This window comes from Bradyrhizobium mercantei (assembly GCF_001982635.1).
Taxonomy (GTDB): domain Bacteria; phylum Pseudomonadota; class Alphaproteobacteria; order Rhizobiales; family Xanthobacteraceae; genus Bradyrhizobium; species Bradyrhizobium mercantei.
In genome coordinates this window covers 434,877-451,956 of sequence record NZ_MKFI01000008.1, presented here as the reverse complement: position 1 = coordinate 451,956, position 17,080 = coordinate 434,877, and the positions used below count along the sequence as shown (strand labels likewise).

Sequence of the window (17,080 nt, the reverse complement as noted above, 5' to 3'; positions counted from 1 at the left end):
GTCGGCGATGGTGTCGCCGGCGGCGATCGAGCGCGGCCGGCAGGCCGGCTTCCACGACTACGTGGCAAAATTTGATCGTCCCGGGCTGATCGCGGCGCTGAAAGAGCAGACCGCCGAGCTGCGCCGGGCCGCATGACACGGGATAAGGACGGGGATTGATGACCAGCAAGACCGAGATGAGCGAAGGCGCGATGGCCGAATACGTCACCGCGGTGATCGGCGGGCAGCTGTTCGGCCTGCCGATCTCGCGGGTGCAGGACGTGTTCATGCCGGAGCGGCTGACGCGGGTGCCGCTGGCCTCGAGCGAGATCGCCGGCGTGCTCAATCTGCGCGGCCGCATCGTCACCGTGGTCGACATGCGGGCCCGACTCGGGCTGCCGAAGGCCGATGACGGCAAGCTGCCGATGGCGGTCGGCGTCGACCAGCGCGGCGAATCCTACGGTCTTCTGATCGACCAGATCGGCGAAGTGCTGCGGCTGCCCGACGACGGCCGCGAGGACAATCCGGTCAACCTCGATCCCCGCATGGCCAAGCTCGCCGGCGGCGTCCACCGCCTCGACGGCCAGCTCATGGTCGTCCTCGATGTCGATCGCGTGCTCGAACTGGTGCCTGATGCCAAAGCGGCCTGAGACGGGCCGCTAGAACTGAAGAACTGAAACATCCCACCGGGGATGAGGAAGTAGAGGTCGCAGATGAGAACCTGTCTTGTTGTCGATGACTCAAGCGTCATTCGCAAGGTCGCCCGCCGCATCCTGGAAGGGCTCGATTTCACGATCGTCGAGGCCGAGGACGGCGCCAAGGCGCTCGAAGCCTGCAAGCGCGCGATGCCGGAAGCCGTGCTGCTCGACTGGAACATGCCGGTCATGGACGGCTACGAGTTTCTCGGCAATCTCCGCCGCATGCCCGGCGGCGATCAGCCCAAGGTCGTGTTCTGCACCACCGAGAATGACGTCGCGCATATCGCGCGCGCGCTGCATGCCGGTGCCAATGAATACATCATGAAGCCGTTCGACCGGGACATCGTCACTGCGAAGTTCCAGGAAGTCGGTCTCATTTAAGTTCCTGTTCGATCCGGCGGCAGAAGCCTTCGGCTCAACGGTTGTTATGCGTCGTGTTGCGTCGCTGGTGAAGTCATGAGTGTTGCGTTGACAAGTACTGCGGTTCCGACATCGACCCGTTCCGACAAGGTGCGGGTGATGGTGGTCGACGATTCCGTGGTGATCCGCGGGATGATCTCGCGCTGGATCGGCGCCGAGCCCGACATGGAGGTGGTGGCTTCGCTGCGTACCGGCCTCGATGCCGTCAACCAGCTCGAGCGCATCAACCCCGACGTCGCGGTGCTCGATATCGAGATGCCCGACCTCGACGGCATCTCGGCGCTGCCGCAGCTCCTGGCGAAGAAGCGCGATCTCATCATCATCATGGCCTCGACGCTGACCCGCCGCAACGCGGAGATCAGCCTGAAGGCGCTGTCGCTCGGCGCGTCCGACTACATCCCGAAGCCGGAGAGCACGCGCGAGGCCACCGCCGCGGAAACCTTCCGCCACGATCTGATCCAGAAGATCCGTCATCTCGGCGCCAAGGCGCGGCGCAACACCGTGCACACGACGGCGAGCCCGCCGCTTGCGCCGGGCCTCGACAGAGCGCGCACGGTGGCTCCTGCCGCCGCGCACGTCGCGCCGGCCCAAATCGCGCGCCGTTCGTTCGGCCTGTTGCAGCCGAAGGTGCTGCTGATCGGCTCGTCGACCGGCGGCCCGCAGGCGCTGATGTCGCTGGTCGCGGAGATCGGCCCGGTGATCGACCGCGTGCCGGTGCTGATCACCCAGCACATGCCGCCGACCTTCACCACCATTCTCGCCGAGCATCTGGCGCGCACCAGCAAGCGGCCGGCGCATGAGGGGATCGACGGCGAGACCATCAAGCCGGGCCAGATCTATCTGGCGCCCGGCGGCCGCCACATGCGCATCGCCCGCCACGGCATCGATGCCACCATCGCGCTCGACGACGGGCCGCCGGTCAATTTCTGCAAGCCCGCGGTGGATCCGATGTTCACCTCGGCGATCGATGTCTGGCAGGGCAGCATCATGTCGGTGATCCTGACCGGCATGGGCTCGGACGGCATGCGCGGCGGCAAGGACATCGTCGCCGCCGGCGGCAGCGTGATCGCCCAGGACGAAGCGACCAGCGTGGTGTGGGGCATGCCCGGCGCCGCGGTCAACGCCGGCATCTGCGCCGCCGTGCTGCCGCTCAATCAGATCGCACCGAAGCTTGTTCGCGTGTTTGCGGGAGACCGTTCGTGACGCCGCTGGACTATGAGTATCTGCGTAAGCTGCTGAAGGAACGTTCCGGCCTCGATCTGTCCGCCGACAAGCAGTATCTCGTCGAGAGCCGCCTGCTGCCCCTGGCGCGCCGGTCGAATCTCGCCGGGATTGCCGCGCTCGTGCTGCGGATGAAGGGCGGCGCCGAGATGCTGACGTCGGAGGTGGTCGAGGCGATGACCACCAACGAGACCTTCTTCTTCCGCGACAAGATTCCGTTCGATCATCTGAAGGAAGCGGTGCTGCCGGCGCTCGCGCAGGCGCGTGCCGGGCGCCGCAGCCTGCGCATCTGGTGCGCGGCATCGTCGACCGGGCAGGAGCCGTATTCGATCGCGATGTTGCTGAAGGAAATGACCGCGCTGTTCACCGGCTGGCGGTTCGAGATCATCGCCACCGACCTCTCGCAGGCGGTGCTGGAAAAATCCAAGGCCGGCCTGTTCAGCCAGTTCGAGGTGCAGCGCGGCCTGCCGATCCAGCTGCTGGTCAAGTATTTCGTGCAGAAGGGCGAGATGTGGCAGCTCAACGCCGATATTCGCGGCATGGTGCAGCACCGCCAGCTCAATCTGCTGCAGGACATCTCGCATCTCGGCACCTTCGACGTGATCTTCTGCCGCAATGTGCTGATCTATTTCGATCAGCAGACCAAGGCCTCGATCTTCGGCAAGATCGCAGGGATGCTCGAGCCCGACGGCGTGCTGGCGCTTGGCGCCGCGGAATCCGTGGTCGGCATCACCAATTTGTTCAGGCCCTATCCCGACCGCCGGGGGCTCTATCAGCCGAGTACTGCGCCAGTCGCACGCGCCGGCGCCGCGCTGCATGTGCTGAAAGCGGTTGCGTCCGCCGCGCGGTGAGTTGGAGTTCCGCGAGGAAAGCGACACCGTCTGTTCCGTCACCCTGAGGAGCCGCGAAGCGGCGTCTCGAAGGGTCGACGGCCACAGGCGGGGCCGTGCATCCTTCGAGGCTCGCAAGGGCTCGCACCTCAGGATGACGGGGATAGAGATGTGCGCGTCTCGGCGAACTACAAAATCGCGTGCGGCAGGAAGCGCGAGGTGTTGCCGGTGATCGGGTTCTCGTCTTCGCGGATCGACAGCCCGCACGGCGTATGGTCCACCAGCCAGCTTCCGAGCACCGGATACTGTCCGGAAAAATTCGGCAGCGGCGCCAGTGCCTGGCGGATGAAACCCTCGGCGCCGTAGGGGCCTTGCTCCGCGACCAGCGTCACCCCTGCGCTGACCAGTTCGACATTGGCGCCCTCGCGCGAGTAGATCGGCTTGCGCACGAACGAGGTGCCGAGTTGCGCGGCCTGCGGGTCGTCCTCGAAATAGGCCGGCAGCAGATTGGGATGGCCCGGAAACATCTCCCACAGCAGCGGCAGGATGCCCTTGTTGGACAGGATCGCCTTCCAGGGCGGCTCGATCCACTGCGTCGGCGCGGTCGAAAGGTTCTTGCCGAATGCGTCGTGAAACATCCACTCCCACGGATAGAGCTTGAACGCGAGCCTGATGGTCCGTTCGTCGAGGTCGACGAACTGACCGTCGTCGCGCAGCCCGATCTCTTCGATGTCGAGCAGCGTGGTCTTCAGCCCGGCCTGCGCCGCGGTGTCCTCGAGATAGGCGAGGGTGCCGGCGTCCTCGGCATTGCCGGTCAGTCCGGTGAGATGCAGCGGCTGGGTGGCGCCGATCGCCTTCCAGGCCTCGATCAGCCGGTCGTGGATCGAGTTGAACTGGTCGGCGCGCTTCGGGATGATGTTGCGTTGGATCGCCTGTTCGAGCCAGGTCCATTGAAACACCGCGGCCTCGAAGATCGAGGTCGGCGTGTCGGCATTGTATTCGAGCAGCTTGGCCGGGCCGTTGCCGTCGAATGTGAGGTCGAGCCGGCCATAGAGGCTCGGGTTCTTGCGGCGCCAGCTCGTCGCGATCAGATCCCAGAACGCCTCCGGTATCTTCAACCGGCGCAGATAGCGCTCGTCCTTGATCGCGCGTCCCGCGAGTTCGAGGCACATCGCGTCGATCTCGCCGGTCGGCGCCTCGATCGAGCGCTCGATCTCGTCCAGCGTGAAGGCGTAATAGGCGCGCTCGTCCCAGTAGCGTTCGCCGTCGATGGTGTGGAAGGTGAAGCCGGCGTTCTCGGCGGTCGCCTGCCAGTCGTCGCGCTCGGGACATGCGATGCGTTGCATGAAGGCACCGTGATCTTCAGGTGACGCGCGTCAGCTCCGGGTCAGCTGCCACCATGCGAGACATCGTCAGCGCCATAGCGGGCGATGCTGCGCGGGATGCCGCCGAAGCCGCCGGAGGGCGACGATTGCACGGGCTTTTTCTTCGGTCGGTGCGCAGCATGGTGGTGACTGCGGGCCTCGCTGGGCGTCAGGCCCATCGACGTCGCGCCGACCGCGATACTTCCCATCAGTTTCAGCCATATCCGGCGCGAGCGCTTCATGGACGTAACCCTTGCCTTGGCCTTGCCATCTGCGAAAGCCGCGGCGAGTTTCCATCAGCTGCGATCGACGGGCAAGCGAAACAGGATGACGCAGCGATGACACGGCGATGTGCCCGTCAGCCACCGCCGAAGCCGAACGCATGCGCGAACGAGCCGAAGCCGCCGCGGCTGACCGACGAGCTCGACGAGGACGAAGAGCCGCTCGACGAGGAGTTGCCGCTGTAGAAGCTGCTGCGCGACGAGCCGCCGCTGCCGCCAGAGCCGGAGGACGAACTGCGCGGCGCGCAATCGGCGCCGGGTTGCAATGGGGCCGGCGCGGGGGCGCCCGGTGCGGTGACGCCCGCAGGCGGCGGCTGGATGGGCTGGCAATTCGTCCGCGGCATCAGCGCGTAGGCGCTGCCGCCGACCGCGAGCGTCCCCATCACGAGCAGCGCGACGTGGTTGGAGCGCTTGGAGGGCGGCTCCGGCCGGGCCGGCACCGCCGTCACGACCGGTCGCCGCTTGCCGAATTCCGGGTTGGGTTTGCGCGCCATGGTTCGGCTCAATGGCTCAGTAGATCATGCAGGCCGCATTCAGCGCGCCTGCGGCCAGCGAGGACAGGCCGAGCCAGATCGCCGCCGCCATTTCACCGGAGGCGATCCGCGCCGACAGGTTCGGCACCGGGATCTTCACGATGTAATAGACGATGATCTGCACGATCAGCGCGATGATGCTCCAGATCAGGCAGTCGATCACATTGGCGGAGTGGGCGATGGCGCTGACCACCGGCAGCACGAAACCGAGCAGGCTGAGGCCCAGTGCGATCGCCGCCGCGGAATCGTTGTCGCGGATCAGCTGGAATTCGTCATGCGGCGTGACGCGGGTGTAGACGAAGAGGTAGGCCACCACGGCGATCAGCGCCGTGCAGAAATAGACCAGGAACGCCGGCAGGCCGGCGAGGGATTGCAGGATCATGTCGGGGCGGTCCGGGAGTTCGTCGGGATTCGCACGACGGAGGATTGCACGTTCCCTTGGTCGGCGCATGCCGGGTAGGGGTTCAATCCCAAACAAAAACCCCGCCATTTGCGGCGGGGTTCAAGTCGTAGCCAAGTAGAGAAGGTCAGGCGGGAATGCGTTCGTCGGCCTCGTGCGGCTCGCGCAGCACGTAGCCGCGGCCCCACACGGTCTCGATGAAATTGCGGCCTTCGGAGGCGTTGGCGAGCTTCTTGCGCAGCTTGCAGATGAAGACGTCGATGATCTTCAACTCCGGCTCGTCCATGCCGCCGTAGAGATGGTTGAGGAACATTTCCTTGGTGAGCGTGGTGCCCTTGCGGAGCGAGAGCAGCTCCAGCATCTGGTATTCCTTGCCCGTCAGGTGCACGCGCTGGCCACCGACCTCGACCGTCTTGGTGTCGAGATTGACCACGAGATCGCCGGTCTGGATGACCGACTGGGCGTGACCCTTGGAGCGGCGGACGATCGCGTGGATGCGGGCGACCAGTTCGTCCTTGTGGAAGGGTTTGGTCATGTAGTCGTCGGCGCCGACGCCGAGACCCTTGACCTTGTCCTCGATGCCGGCGAGGCCGGAGAGGATCAGAATGGGAGTCTTGATTTTCGAGACCCGGAGCTGCTTGAGCACGTCGTAGCCGGACATGTCGGGCAGGTTGAGGTCGAGCAGGATGATGTCGTAGTCGTAAAGCTTGCCGAGATCGACGCCTTCTTCACCGAGGTCCGTCGTATAGACGTTGAAACTCTCGGATTTGAGCATCAATTCGATCGACTGCGCGACGGCGCTATCATCTTCAATCAGCAAAACGCGCATGCCAGTCCCCTATAGTCGCCGCTCCGGGCGTCAGGTCGGCCGCACTTGCGGCACTCACAAAACGCCTTTGAACAACTGATTCGGATCCTGACGAGATATGGTTAACAAAAACTGATTCCTCGACGCAAGCTCTAACCGTGCAATTTTTGTCGAATCGCCCTAAGATATTGCGTAGAAGAAGCTTTTCCTAACCGCGCTCGTTCAGTTTCCACATTAAGAGACGGGCCTAACCGACTCTCGCGACTCGCCCTTCTTCTGATGGGCAAGCGACCTCAGTCACCAAAGACAGTGACGCAATGATTAATGATGCGGGTAAACACGAAGTTAAGCGGCTGGAGCAAAATCGCGGAAACTTAAGGTTTTCGCAATGAAGGCCCTCGCGGAGCAGATCGGCGACATCGACGGCGTCAACATTTATGGCCGCGTGGTCGGCGTCCGCGGGCTGATGGTCGAGATCGCCGGCCCCATTCATGCGATGTCGGTCGGCGCCCGCATCGTGATCGACGTCGGCGCCGGCCGCTTCATCCCGGCCGAGGTGATCGGCTTCTCCGGTGAGAACGCGGTGGTGATGCCGTTCGGCGGGCTCGAGGGTGTCAGACGCGGTTGCCGCGCCGTGATCGCCAATGCCGCTAGCCAGGTGCGGCCGTCGCCGGCCTGGCTCGGCCGCGTCGTCAACGCGATGGGCGAGCCGATCGATGGCAAGGGACCGCTGCCGCAGGGCGCCTCGCCGATGTCCTACCGCAACTCGCCGCCGCCGGCGCATTCGCGCAAGCGGGTCGGTCCGCCGCTCGATCTCGGCGTGCGCGGGCTCAATACCTTCCTGACCTGCTGCCGCGGCCAGCGGCTCGGCATCTTCGCAGGCTCCGGCGTCGGCAAGTCGGTGCTGCTGTCGATGCTGGCGCGCAACGTCGATGCCGCGATCTCGGTGATCGGGCTGATCGGCGAACGCGGCCGCGAGGTGCAGGAATTCCTCCAGGAGGATCTTGGCGAGGAGGGGCTGGCGCGCTCGGTCGTGGTGGTGGCGACTTCGGACGAGCCGGCGCTGATGCGACGCCAGGCGGCGTATCTGACGCTCGCGATCGCGGAGTATTTCCGCGACGAGGACCAGGACGTGCTGTGCCTGATGGACTCGGTGACGCGCTTTGCGATGGCGCAGCGCGAGATCGGCCTCTCGGCGGGCGAGCCGCCGACCGCCAAGGGCTATACGCCGACCGTGTTCACCGAACTGCCGAAGCTCCTGGAGCGGGCAGGGCCGGGCACCGGCGACGGCACCATCACCGCGATCTTCACCGTGCTGGTCGACGGCGACGATCACAATGAGCCGATCGCCGACGCGGTGCGCGGCATCCTCGATGGCCATATCGTGATGCAGCGGGCGATCGCCGAGCGCGGCCGCTATCCCGCCGTCAACATCCTCAAGTCGGTCTCGCGGACCATGCCGCGGTCCGCCGATCCGAACTTCCTGCCCTTCATCAACAAGGCGCGGCAGGTGATGGCGACCTACGCCGACATGGAGGAACTGATCCGGCTCGGCGCCTACCGGCCGGGTTCCAGCGCCGAGGTCGACGAGGCGATCCGCCTCCATGAGCCGCTGGAGGCCTACCTGCGCCAGGCCAAGGAGGAAGCCACCAGCCTCGGCGACGGCTACCGGCAACTCGCTCAAATCCTGTCGGGTTTGGAAACGGAACGCTAACTTTGTCAGGCCATCATCCCCGGCACACCATAGCTATGCCGGCGGGGCCCAGCGGGGAGCCGGTTCTGTCCCGCGTTCAGATTTGGGACTTCTGGGGAGTATGAGTCGATGAAGTCACGTGAAACGCTGATCCGCCTGAAGAAATTTCAGGTCGATGAAAAGCGCCGTCGGGTTACCCAGATCGAAGGCATGATCGCCGACTTCCAGCGCATGTCCGTCGAACTCGAGCGCGAGATCCAGACCGAGCAGGAGCGCGCCGGGATCAACGACCCCACGCACTTCGCCTATCCCACCTATGCCAAGGCCGCGATCCAGCGCCGCGAGAACCTGACCCGCTCGGCCGACGAGCTGCGCGCCCAGCTCGACGACGCCAAGGCGCTGCTGTCGGAAGCTTTCGAGGAATTGAAGAAGGTCGAACTGCTCGACGAGCGCGACCAGGCGCGCGAACGCGCCGAGGAGAGCGCCCGCGAGCAAGCCGACATGGATTCGATCGGCCTGATGCGGGCCCGCCTCGGCGTCATCGCCTGAACCTTCGCTCCCTCCGCTGACCAGATTGAGAGCCCGGGCCGATCGCCCGGGCTTTTTGCTTGGGCGCTGTCCACAAGCCCGCGACGTGCCGGCCTCTTCCCAGCCACTTGGCGGATCGTGCTGTCCCAAAATATGCTACCACCGGTCCAGACCGGATGATCGGCGGCACGGTGGCAATGACGGCATGGGGGATGCAGGCTTGGAGGGCGCAAAGTGCTGACGCCGGCTGAGCTGGTCTGGCTGATCGCCGCCGTCGCCAAGGGGGATGAGGCCGCCTTCGAGCGACTCTACGCCGCGACCCGCGCGAAACTCTTTGGCGTCGTGCTCCGTATCTTGCGGCGACAGGACCTCGCCGAGGAGGTCATTCAGGAGGCTTACGTCAAGATCTGGAACAGCGCCGGGCAGTTCAACCCCGCCCTGTCTTCCCCGATCACGTGGATGACGTCGATCGCGCGCAACCGCGCCATCGATGTGGTGCGCAAGCGCGGCGAGGCCTCGTTGGAGGACGAGCCGGCGGCAATGGAAGTCGCCGCCGACCAGCCCGATCCGCTGGCGCGACGGGAGATGACGGAAGAGTTGAAGCGATTGCTGGAGTGCGTCGGTCGACTGGAGCCGGATCGTCAGAAGCTCGTGCTGCTCGCCTATTACAACGGCTGGAGCCGCGAGCAACTCGCCGCAAAGTTCGAGACACCGGTGAACACGGTGAAGACCTGGCTGCGCCGCAGCCTGATGGATATCCGGGAGTGTCTTGGACTGTGATTGATGGCCTATAGCGAAGACCATATCGCGCTCGCCGCGGAATATGCGCTCGGTACGCTCGAGGCCGACGAGCGCACGCAGGTCGAGACCATGATGGCCGTCGATCACGAGTTCGCCGCGCTGGTGCAGGCCTGGGAGTTCAGGCTCGGGCCGCTGAACCAGATGGTCGGCCTGGTCGAGCCGCGTCCGGTGGTTTGGGAGAACATCAAGGCCGCGATCGGCCATGCCGGCACGCCGCAGGCGCCGCTGGTGCTGCCCGAGACTCCGGCCGCGACGGTGACGCCGCCGCCGATCACCGACGATCCGGAGTTCGGCTCGGCGTTCGATCCGGAGCCTCCGCAGCCGCCCGAGCTCCGGCGGCCGGTCGAGATCCGTCAGTCTGCGGTCCAGCCATCTGTTGGCGGCGGCGACGGCAACGTGATCGCGCTTGCGAGCCGCGTGAAGCGCTGGCGCGGCATCGCGTCGGCCGCGACCGCGATCGCGGCCGCACTGCTGGTGACGATTGGTCTGCAGATCTACAAGCCCGACGCCTTGCCTGATGCGATCCGGCCGAAGCCGCGCATCCAGACCGTGGAAGTGAGGACGCCAGCGCCGGCCTTCACGCCGTCGGCGCAATATGTCGCGCTGTTGCAGGGGCCGAATGGCGGGCCGGCCTTCATCATGACGATCGACGGCGCGACCAAGAACTTCACCGTGCGCAAGGTCGAGGCTGCGTCCGAGCCCGGCAAGAGCTTTGAGCTCTGGCTGATCTCCGACAAGCTGCCGCAACCGCGCTCGCTCGGCGTGATCGGTGCCGATGATTTCACCGCGCGGCCGGTGCTGTCAGGCTACGATCCCGATGTGATCAACGGCGCCACCTACGCCGTGACCGTCGAGCAGGCCGGCGGTTCGCCGAACGGCCAGCCGACCTCGGCGCCGATCTTCACCGGCAAGCTGATCGAGACCGTGCCGCCTGCGTCGCGATAGCGACCGCGTATCATCGTGAGAGACTGTCGGCAGTGATGGCTCCGTCATTGCGAGCGCAGCGAAGCAATCCATCGTTCCGCGTGTCCGGTGACAATGGATTGCTTCGCTGCGCTCGCAATGATGTGGATGGAGTTTGCGCGCTCCAAAGTAAGTGACTTGGCTCCACCACTCGCACAAAAAAGAAAACGCCCGTGGGGAGCGGGCGTTTTCGATAGTCAACTTGGGGGTAGTTGGGGGTCTTAAATATCCACGTAGCGACTTTGGGGGGCTGTAAAGAACACCACGTGAATTCGTGAAACTCTCCTGTTAGCGGACCATCGAGGTGCCTGAGCTCGTGACGGCGACCGGCTTGCCGGCCTTCATCACACGCGCCGTCTGGGTGTAACCCTCGTCCGACGAATTGTGCGCCGAGATGCCGAAACCAGCGACCAGAATACCGGCGACCAACGCCACGACCACAATCTTCAGGTGCGTCGTACGATCAGCGCTGTAGATCGAGTGGTTCATGGAAGTCTCCTGCCGCCTTCCTGCTCTCAGTAAATCTGTCGGTCTGCCTTGTTGCCCGGTTCAACGTCTCGTGCCCAGCTAACGTAGGATTTGCCGATTCCGTTCCGTAGGGGTCATCACAAGGGCGTGATGAGACGTGATCGGTCGCGATCAAAAATGACCCTTTGGTAATCTATGATGCATTAAAGCTCTGTAATATCAGTATCTTGAAGTGGCGCTGGAATGCTGCATCCCAGATGGGGCCGTTCCGGCCTGTTCCACATAAATCAGTTGCCTGTGGCGAGAAAACACAGGCGGAAAACCTAAATGATTTGCGGCCGCTAGACGCTTCCGACCGTCTTCAGCCGGGCCCGCGGATGGATCTCGGCCTGCGACAACACGGTGGTCTGCGAGCGGAACCGTTCCACCAAAGAGCGAACGAACGGCCGGATCGCGGCCGACGTCACCAGCACCGGCGCCTCGCCTTCGCGCGCCGCCTGCTCGAAGGCGTTGCGTACGGCGGTCATGAATTCCGACAGCTTCGAGGGCTGCATTGCGAGGCTGCGGTCGTCGCCCTGGCCTACGATCGACTCGGCGAACGCCTGCTCCCAGCGCGCTGACAGCGCAATCAGCGGCAGATAGCCGTTCGGCGAGGTGTTTTGGGCGCAGATCTGCCGCGCCAGCCGGGCGCGGACGTGCTCGACCATGGTGGCCGGATTGCGCGAGAATGCCAGCGCGTCGGCGATGCCCTCGAGGATGGTCGAGAGGTCGCGGATCGAGATGCGCTCGGCGAGCAGCAGTTGCAGCACGCGCTGAATGCCCGACACGGTGACCTGGCTCGGCACGATGTCCTTGATCAGCTCGCCCTGTTCCTTCGGCAGGTCCTTCAAGAGCTTCTGCACCTCGCCGTAGGACAGCAAGTCCGCCATGTTGGTCTTCAGCAGCTCGGTCAGATGCGTCGACAGCACGGTCGCGGCGTCGACCACGGTGTAGCCCTTCAACGCGGCCTCTTCCTTCAGGCCGGCATCGACCCAGGTCGCAGGCAGGCCGAAGGTCGGCTCGATGGTGTGGATGCCGGGCAGCTGCACCTGGTTGCCGGCGGGGTCCATGACCATGAACTGGCTCGGCCAGATCTTGCCGGTGCCGGCGTCGACTTCCTTGATCTTGATGACGTAGCTGTTGGCCTCGAGCTGGACGTTGTCGAGGATGCGCACCGCCGGCATCACGAAGCCCATCTCGATCGCGAGCGAGCGGCGCAGCGCCTTGATCTGCTCGGTAAGGCGGTCGGTGCCGTCGGGGCCGTTGACCAGCGGCAGCAGGGCATAGCCGAGCTCGATCTTGAGGTCGTCGATCTTCAGCGCCGCTGCGATCGGCTCTTCCGCGGCGGCAGCGGCGGCGGCCGCGGCTGCGGCAGGAGCAGCCGCTGCTGCGGTTTCAGCCGCCTTCGCCGCCCGCTTCTGCTTGCGCGCGTTCCAGGCCAGCATCCCGGCGCCGGAGCCGAGCGCCAGGAACGGCAAGGTCGGAATGCCCGGCAGCAGCGCCAGCACCAGCATGACGCCGGCCGACATGCCGAGCGCCTGCGGATAGCCGGAGAGCTGGCGCATCAGCGCCTTGTCGGCAGCGCCGGTGATGCCGGCCTTGGAGACGAGCAGGCCGGCGGCGGTGGAGACGATCAGCGCCGGCACCTGGGTGACGAGGCCGTCGCCGACCGTCAGCACGGTGTAAGTGCGGGCGGCTTCGCTGAACGAGAGGCCCTGCTGCGCCACGCCGATGATGATGCCGCCGACGATGTTGATGCCGACGATCAGGAGGCCGGCGATGGCGTCGCCGCGGACGAATTTCGAGGCACCGTCCATGGCGCCGAAGAAGCCGCTCTCGTCCTCCAGCGCCTTGCGGCGCTCCTTGGCAGCCTTCTCGTCGATCAGGCCGGCGGACAGGTCGGCGTCGATCGCCATCTGCTTGCCCGGCATCGAGTCCAGTTGGAAGCGCGCCGCGACCTCGGCGATGCGGCCCGAACCCTTGGTGATGACCACGAAGTTCACGATCACCAGGATCGCGAACACGATGATGCCGATCACGAAGTTGCCGCCCATCACGAAATTGCCGAACGCCTCGATGACGTGGCCGGCGGCCGCCGTGCCCTCGTGACCATGGCTCAGGATCAGCCGGGTCGAGGCCATGTTCAGCGACAGCCGCAGCATGGTCGAGATCAGCAGGATGGTCGGGAACGACGAGAATTCCAGCGGCGCCTGGATGAACAGCGAGGTCATCAGGATCAGGATCGAGACCGTGATCGAGACCGCCAGGAAGAGGTCGAGCACGATCGAGGGCAGCGGCAGGATCAGCACCACCAGGATGGTGAGGACGCCGAGCGCCAGCGCGAGATCGCCGCGCTTCAAGACATCGGCAATCTCGCCGAAGCTCGGCAACCCGCCTTTGCCTGCCGTGCCCTGACCCGCCGTGACGTCGACCATGGTAGCCGCTCCCCCTCGCGACTGGCGGCTGCGGCCGCCAAGCGTCTGCGCGACGGCCGCAGGGCCGCCGTTCCGAAAGTGAGGCACCGCGCTGGCGTTCACGGGGATCTCCGCCCGTTAGACGCGTTCGACGACACTCGACTTCACTCGGCAATTCTTGCCGGGTGTATGGTTAGCAAAGGGTTAATACGTGCCCCTTATGGGACCGCGCGGGTCGTCACAGGCGCCGGGCCGGGCGATTTCCGGCCGGAAAGGTAGTCAGGCGACCCCAACCGTCCTGGCAGCGGGGCGCGAGCCTCTGCCGGGCTGGCGATGATCAATGGCGCGCGTGATGCCCAATCGGCTGCGACGGCGCACGTCACCGGTATTCACACACGACTGATCGACGAACTGCGCGAGGGATTGCGCCACGGCCAGGCCGGCTGGGTCCGGGCTGAAACGCCCTGCACAACTTGAAATTGTCAGGCGCTGCTTACGGGCGGCGGAAGGGCGTTGACCTGTCCGATATTTGAGCAGCGGAGATCAAGTCGTTCCGCGTACTTGGCGCGGTTGCAGCATTCACCGATACTATACCAAATCTGACGAAGGACGCCGCACTGCCGCCGTTGTCGCTCCAAGGTTGTCGCGCGATGTGCTAACGAATTTGCCGCGTAATTGTACGTTGGGGTTTTGGTTGGGGACCGATGGCCGCTCGTAAATTGCCGCAAGGGCAGGCCCCCACGCGGGAAGCGCGTCGGCGCTGGAATGAGGAGCGGTCGCTGCGGTGCGCCATCAGGATGGCCCGCATGGGCTACTGGGAATCCCACAGCGCCACCGCGACAGACGTCTGGATCTCGCCTGAGTTCGCCACCTTCTACGAATTCGAGACGGTCGACGGTTTCATCCCGATCGCCACGGTGCGCGAGCGCTATTTGCCGGAAAGCCGGAAGGCTCTCGAGGCGCATTACGCGGCGTGCTGGGCGGAAGGCCAGCCCTATGCGGTGCAGACGCGACTGCGCAAATCCGACGGCAGCCTGCTCGACTGCGTGGTGCATGGCGAGCCGGAATTCGACGCGCGCGGTCAGGTCCGGCGCGTGTCCGGAATTGTCCGCGATGTCACCGAGGAGACCTCCGCGCTGCGGCGCCTGGCGGAGAGCGAGCAACGGCTGGCCGATTTCGTCTCGACCGCCTCGGACTGGTGCTGGGAGAGCGACGCCACCCACCGGCTGCTGCCCTATCCGAGATCGCTTCCCGGCAATGCGGCCTTCCAGACCGTGGCCTCCGGAGGGAAAGCGCGCTGGGAACTGGCTTTTTCACCCGAGGACGCGGAAGGCATGGCGCGGCACCGGGCCGATATGGAGGCGCGCCGCCCTTTCCGCGACTTCACCTATACGCTGGTCGGCCACGACGGGTCGCGCGTCAGTATCTGCACGAGCGGCAAGCCCATCTTCGCCGACGATGGCAGCTTTCTCGGCTATCGCGGCACGGCCAGCGACATCACCCAGCTCAGGGCGGCCAAGGCGTTGCTCGACCAGCGCACCCGCGCGCTGGAGGAAGCCCACCGGCTCGGCAAGATCGGCACCTGGAGCTACCGGCTCGACACCGGCCGCACCACCTGGGCGCCCGAGCTCTACCAGCTGCTCGGCTTCGACCCCGACACGTTCGCGCCGACCGATGAGACCATCAGGCCCCGTTTCCTGGGCGGCGATGCCGACCGCTTCCGCGACGTGCAGAAACGGGTCCTGCGCACCCGCCGGACCGAGGCCACTGACCTGCGCATCCTGCACGCGGACGGCACGGCCCGCGACCTGGCTGTGATCTGCAAGGCGGAGGTCGCCCACGACAAGGTCGTCGGCATCATCGGCACCGTGCAGGACGTCACCGAGCGCAAGGATGCCGAGCGCCAGCTCGAGCAACTCGCCTACAGCGACCCCCTGACCGGGCTTGCCAATCGCGCGCTGTTCACGCGCCAGCTCGCCGCCCTGATCGAGGGCTGTACGCTGCAAGACCGGCGCGCCGCGCTGCTGCTCATCGATCTCGATCGCTTCAAGGAGGTCAACGATTCCCTCGGCCATGCCGCCGGCGACAAATTGCTGATCCAGGTCGCGGCGGCGCTGCGCCAGGATTTGGGTTCGCGCGCCTTCATCGCCCGGCTCGGCGGCGACGAGTTCGCCGTGCTGGCGGAGGGATGCGGCATGTCCGACGCCGCGCTGACCGGGCTTGCCGATCGGCTGATCGGCAAGCTGTCCGTCCCCGTCGATCTCAGCGAGGGCGAGGCCTTCGTCGGCGCCACCATCGGCATCGCCCGCCTGCCGGAGCACGGCGCGACTGCGGAGGCTGCCGTGCGCAACGCGGATCTCGCGCTCTACATGGCCAAGGAGGCCGGGCGCGGCCGGGCGCAGCTGTTCGAGCCGGTCTATGCCCAGGCGGTCGATCAACGGCTCGATCTCGGCCGGCATCTGCGGCACGCCGTGGAGACCGGTGCCCTCGAGGCCCATTACCAGCCGCAGCTGGACCTCAGGACCGGCCGCGTCAGCGGGTTCGAAGCGCTGCTGCGCTGGACCCATCCCGAGCGCGGGCCGATCTCGCCGGCTGAGTTCATCCCGATCGCCGAAAGCTCCGGGCTCATCGTCGATCTCGGCCAGTGGGTGTTGCGCGAGGCCTGCCGGCAGGGCCGCGCCTGGCTCGACGCCGGGCTGCCGCCGCGCGCGGTCTCGGTCAACGTCTCGCCGGCGCAGATCTGGAACGTGGATTTCGAGACGTCGGTCGCGGCCGTGCTCGCAGAGACCGGCTTTCCGCCGGAGCTGCTTTGCCTGGAGCTGACCGAAAGCCTGTTTGTGGATCATACCGAGCAGCGGATCAGCCGCACGCTGACGGCGCTCTCCGGTCTCGGTGCCCGGCTGGCGCTGGACGATTTCGGCTCGGGCTATTCCTCGCTCGGCTATCTGACGCGGCTGCCGTTCGACTGTTTGAAGGTGGACCGGGCCTTCGTGGATGGCATCTCCACCGCGCCGGACAAGCGCAAGCTGCTCGGCGGCATCATCGCCCTGTCGCACGGGCTCGGCATGACCGTCGTGGCGGAAGGGGCCGAATTGCCGGCCGAAGTCGACGTGCTCGGCGGGCTCGATTGCGACCTGGTGCAGGGCTTCGTGTTTTCCCCGCCGGTCATCGCCGACCAGGCGCCGCTGGTGGCCGCCTATATCGAGCGCGAGGCAAGCCGGATCGAGCCAAAACGCAGTCGCCGCTGACGCGCGGCGGTTCGCGGTCTCGATCTGCGGCCGCTACCTTAGAGCACCGAGAACGACGCCCGATGCGGCGATGATGCCGAGCGTGATGACGCTGGCGCGCCACATGAATTGCTGCCGCGCAGCGCGCCGGTCGTGAAAGGCCAGCCAGTCGCGAACGAAGCCCGCGGGAATGTCGAACACCACGGCAAGCTCGTCGCGGTGGTGGGTCTCATGCTCGCAATACATCGTCCGGACCGTCGGCACGCCCAGCCGCTCGAGCTCGCAATGCCACTCCCAGGCATGCTTGCCGTTGGTCCAGCGATTTTCGAAAGGGATCGCGTGTGATTCCATGACGAGCCTCCTGGCCCACCCTTGAACCTCACACGGCAACTCTAGCGCAAAATGCGGATCGG

General features: G+C 65.6%; 17 protein-coding genes. 9 read left to right on the top strand and 8 right to left on the bottom strand.

Annotation, left to right across the window (positions count from 1 at the left end; all coding sequences use genetic code 11):
* Nucleotides 1–158 precede the first annotated feature (158 nt).
* The 4 genes from BI327_RS34890 to BI327_RS34875 all read left to right on the top strand — a co-directional run bounded on the left by BI327_RS34890 (nt 159) and on the right by BI327_RS34875 (nt 3,169).
* Nucleotides 159–629, top strand: a complete 471-nt coding sequence (locus BI327_RS34890) for a chemotaxis protein CheW (RefSeq protein ID WP_076865878.1) — start codon at nt 159–161, stop codon at nt 627–629.
* Nucleotides 630–692: 63 nt separating this feature from the next.
* Nucleotides 693–1,058, top strand: coding sequence for a response regulator (locus tag BI327_RS34885; RefSeq protein ID WP_021081912.1), 366 nt, complete (start codon nt 693–695; stop codon nt 1,056–1,058).
* A 75-nt stretch (nt 1,059–1,133) separates the two neighbouring features.
* Nucleotides 1,134–2,300 carry a protein-glutamate methylesterase/protein-glutamine glutaminase gene (locus BI327_RS34880; protein WP_076865877.1) on the top strand — a complete coding sequence of 389 codons (1,167 nt, stop codon included), beginning with the start codon at nt 1,134–1,136 and terminating at the stop codon, nt 2,298–2,300.
* Nucleotides 2,297–3,169, top strand: a complete 873-nt coding sequence (locus tag BI327_RS34875; protein WP_076865876.1) for a CheR family methyltransferase — start codon at nt 2,297–2,299, stop codon at nt 3,167–3,169. The genes BI327_RS34880 and BI327_RS34875 overlap by 4 nt, the downstream gene beginning before the upstream one ends.
* A 167-nt stretch (nt 3,170–3,336) precedes the next feature.
* Here the strand turns inward: BI327_RS34875 and BI327_RS34870 are convergent, their stop codons facing one another.
* The 5 genes from BI327_RS34870 to ctrA all read right to left on the bottom strand — a co-directional run bounded on the left by BI327_RS34870 (nt 3,337) and on the right by ctrA (nt 6,555).
* Nucleotides 3,337–4,494, bottom strand: a complete 1,158-nt coding sequence (locus tag BI327_RS34870; RefSeq protein WP_076865875.1) for a glutathionylspermidine synthase family protein — start codon at nt 4,492–4,494, stop codon at nt 3,337–3,339.
* A gap of 41 nt (nt 4,495–4,535) precedes the next feature.
* Nucleotides 4,536–4,754: a hypothetical protein gene (locus BI327_RS34865; protein ID WP_076865874.1), complete on the bottom strand. Its 219-nt coding sequence runs from the start codon at nt 4,752–4,754 to the stop codon at nt 4,536–4,538.
* A gap of 116 nt (nt 4,755–4,870) precedes the next feature.
* Nucleotides 4,871–5,287, bottom strand: a complete 417-nt coding sequence (locus BI327_RS34860) for a hypothetical protein (protein WP_076865873.1) — start codon at nt 5,285–5,287, stop codon at nt 4,871–4,873.
* Nucleotides 5,288–5,303: 16 nt separating this feature from the next.
* The gene (locus tag BI327_RS34855) at nt 5,304–5,708 is read right to left on the bottom strand and encodes a DUF350 domain-containing protein (RefSeq protein ID WP_074132099.1); all 405 of its coding nucleotides are present in this window, start codon (nt 5,706–5,708) and stop codon (nt 5,304–5,306) included.
* 145 nt (nt 5,709–5,853) lie between these two features.
* Nucleotides 5,854–6,555 carry a response regulator transcription factor CtrA gene (gene ctrA, locus BI327_RS34850; RefSeq protein WP_016848562.1) on the bottom strand — a complete coding sequence of 234 codons (702 nt, stop codon included), beginning with the start codon at nt 6,553–6,555 and terminating at the stop codon, nt 5,854–5,856.
* 367 nt (nt 6,556–6,922) lie between these two features.
* Between ctrA and fliI the strand changes: the two genes are divergently transcribed.
* The 4 genes from fliI (at nt 6,923) to BI327_RS34830 (ending at nt 10,501) form a co-directional block, all read left to right on the top strand.
* On the top strand, nt 6,923–8,248 hold the full coding sequence (gene fliI, locus BI327_RS34845) for a flagellar protein export ATPase FliI (RefSeq protein WP_076865872.1): 1,326 nt from the start codon (nt 6,923–6,925) through the stop codon (nt 8,246–8,248).
* A gap of 108 nt (nt 8,249–8,356) precedes the next feature.
* The gene (fliJ, locus tag BI327_RS34840) at nt 8,357–8,776 is read left to right on the top strand and encodes a flagellar export protein FliJ (protein ID WP_016848565.1); all 420 of its coding nucleotides are present in this window, start codon (nt 8,357–8,359) and stop codon (nt 8,774–8,776) included.
* A 213-nt stretch (nt 8,777–8,989) separates the two neighbouring features.
* Nucleotides 8,990–9,535, top strand: coding sequence for a sigma-70 family RNA polymerase sigma factor (locus BI327_RS34835; protein ID WP_016848566.1), 546 nt, complete (start codon nt 8,990–8,992; stop codon nt 9,533–9,535).
* Between the two features lie 3 nt (nt 9,536–9,538).
* The gene (locus tag BI327_RS34830) at nt 9,539–10,501 is read left to right on the top strand and encodes an anti-sigma factor (RefSeq protein WP_076865871.1); all 963 of its coding nucleotides are present in this window, start codon (nt 9,539–9,541) and stop codon (nt 10,499–10,501) included.
* A 306-nt stretch (nt 10,502–10,807) separates the two neighbouring features.
* Here the strand turns inward: BI327_RS34830 and BI327_RS34825 are convergent, their stop codons facing one another.
* On the bottom strand, nt 10,808–11,008 hold the full coding sequence (locus BI327_RS34825) for a hypothetical protein (RefSeq protein ID WP_076865870.1): 201 nt from the start codon (nt 11,006–11,008) through the stop codon (nt 10,808–10,810).
* Nucleotides 11,009–11,328: 320 nt separating this feature from the next.
* Nucleotides 11,329–13,461, bottom strand: coding sequence for a flagellar biosynthesis protein FlhA (gene flhA / locus BI327_RS34820; RefSeq protein WP_076865869.1), 2,133 nt, complete (start codon nt 13,459–13,461; stop codon nt 11,329–11,331).
* Nucleotides 13,462–14,246: 785 nt separating this feature from the next.
* Between flhA and BI327_RS34815 the strand changes: the two genes are divergently transcribed.
* Entirely contained in the window at nt 14,247–16,688 is a 2,442-nt protein-coding gene (locus BI327_RS34815; protein WP_245335020.1) for a bifunctional diguanylate cyclase/phosphodiesterase, read from the top strand.
* Between the two features lie 33 nt (nt 16,689–16,721).
* On the opposite strand, the gene BI327_RS34810 is transcribed toward BI327_RS34815, so the two are convergent.
* Nucleotides 16,722–17,018, bottom strand: coding sequence for a hypothetical protein (locus BI327_RS34810; RefSeq protein ID WP_076865867.1), 297 nt, complete (start codon nt 17,016–17,018; stop codon nt 16,722–16,724).
* Between the last annotated feature and the right edge of the window lie 62 nt (nt 17,019–17,080).

Bases quoted from the DNA above. Each gene is read 5' to 3' on its own strand.
- BI327_RS34890 (WP_076865878.1), top strand. From the start codon at position 159: ATGACCAGCAAGACCGAGATGAGCGAAGGCGCGATGGCCGAATACGTC.
- BI327_RS34885 (WP_021081912.1), top strand. From the start codon at position 693: ATGAGAACCTGTCTTGTTGTCGATGACTCAAGCGTCATTCGCAAGGTC.
- BI327_RS34880 (WP_076865877.1), top strand. From the start codon at position 1,134: ATGAGTGTTGCGTTGACAAGTACTGCGGTTCCGACATCGACCCGTTCC.
- BI327_RS34870 (WP_076865875.1), bottom strand. From the start codon at position 4,494: ATGCAACGCATCGCATGTCCCGAGCGCGACGACTGGCAGGCGACCGCC.
- BI327_RS34865 (WP_076865874.1), bottom strand. From the start codon at position 4,754: ATGAAGCGCTCGCGCCGGATATGGCTGAAACTGATGGGAAGTATCGCG.
- BI327_RS34860 (WP_076865873.1), bottom strand. From the start codon at position 5,287: ATGGCGCGCAAACCCAACCCGGAATTCGGCAAGCGGCGACCGGTCGTG.
- BI327_RS34855 (WP_074132099.1), bottom strand. From the start codon at position 5,708: ATGATCCTGCAATCCCTCGCCGGCCTGCCGGCGTTCCTGGTCTATTTC.
- ctrA (WP_016848562.1), bottom strand. From the start codon at position 6,555: ATGCGCGTTTTGCTGATTGAAGATGATAGCGCCGTCGCGCAGTCGATC.
- fliI (WP_076865872.1), top strand. From the start codon at position 6,923: ATGAAGGCCCTCGCGGAGCAGATCGGCGACATCGACGGCGTCAACATT.
- fliJ (WP_016848565.1), top strand. From the start codon at position 8,357: ATGAAGTCACGTGAAACGCTGATCCGCCTGAAGAAATTTCAGGTCGAT.
- BI327_RS34830 (WP_076865871.1), top strand. From the start codon at position 9,539: ATGGCCTATAGCGAAGACCATATCGCGCTCGCCGCGGAATATGCGCTC.
- BI327_RS34825 (WP_076865870.1), bottom strand. From the start codon at position 11,008: ATGAACCACTCGATCTACAGCGCTGATCGTACGACGCACCTGAAGATT.
- flhA (WP_076865869.1), bottom strand. From the start codon at position 13,461: ATGGTCGACGTCACGGCGGGTCAGGGCACGGCAGGCAAAGGCGGGTTG.
- BI327_RS34815 (WP_245335020.1), top strand. From the start codon at position 14,247: ATGGGCTACTGGGAATCCCACAGCGCCACCGCGACAGACGTCTGGATC.
- BI327_RS34810 (WP_076865867.1), bottom strand. From the start codon at position 17,018: ATGGAATCACACGCGATCCCTTTCGAAAATCGCTGGACCAACGGCAAG.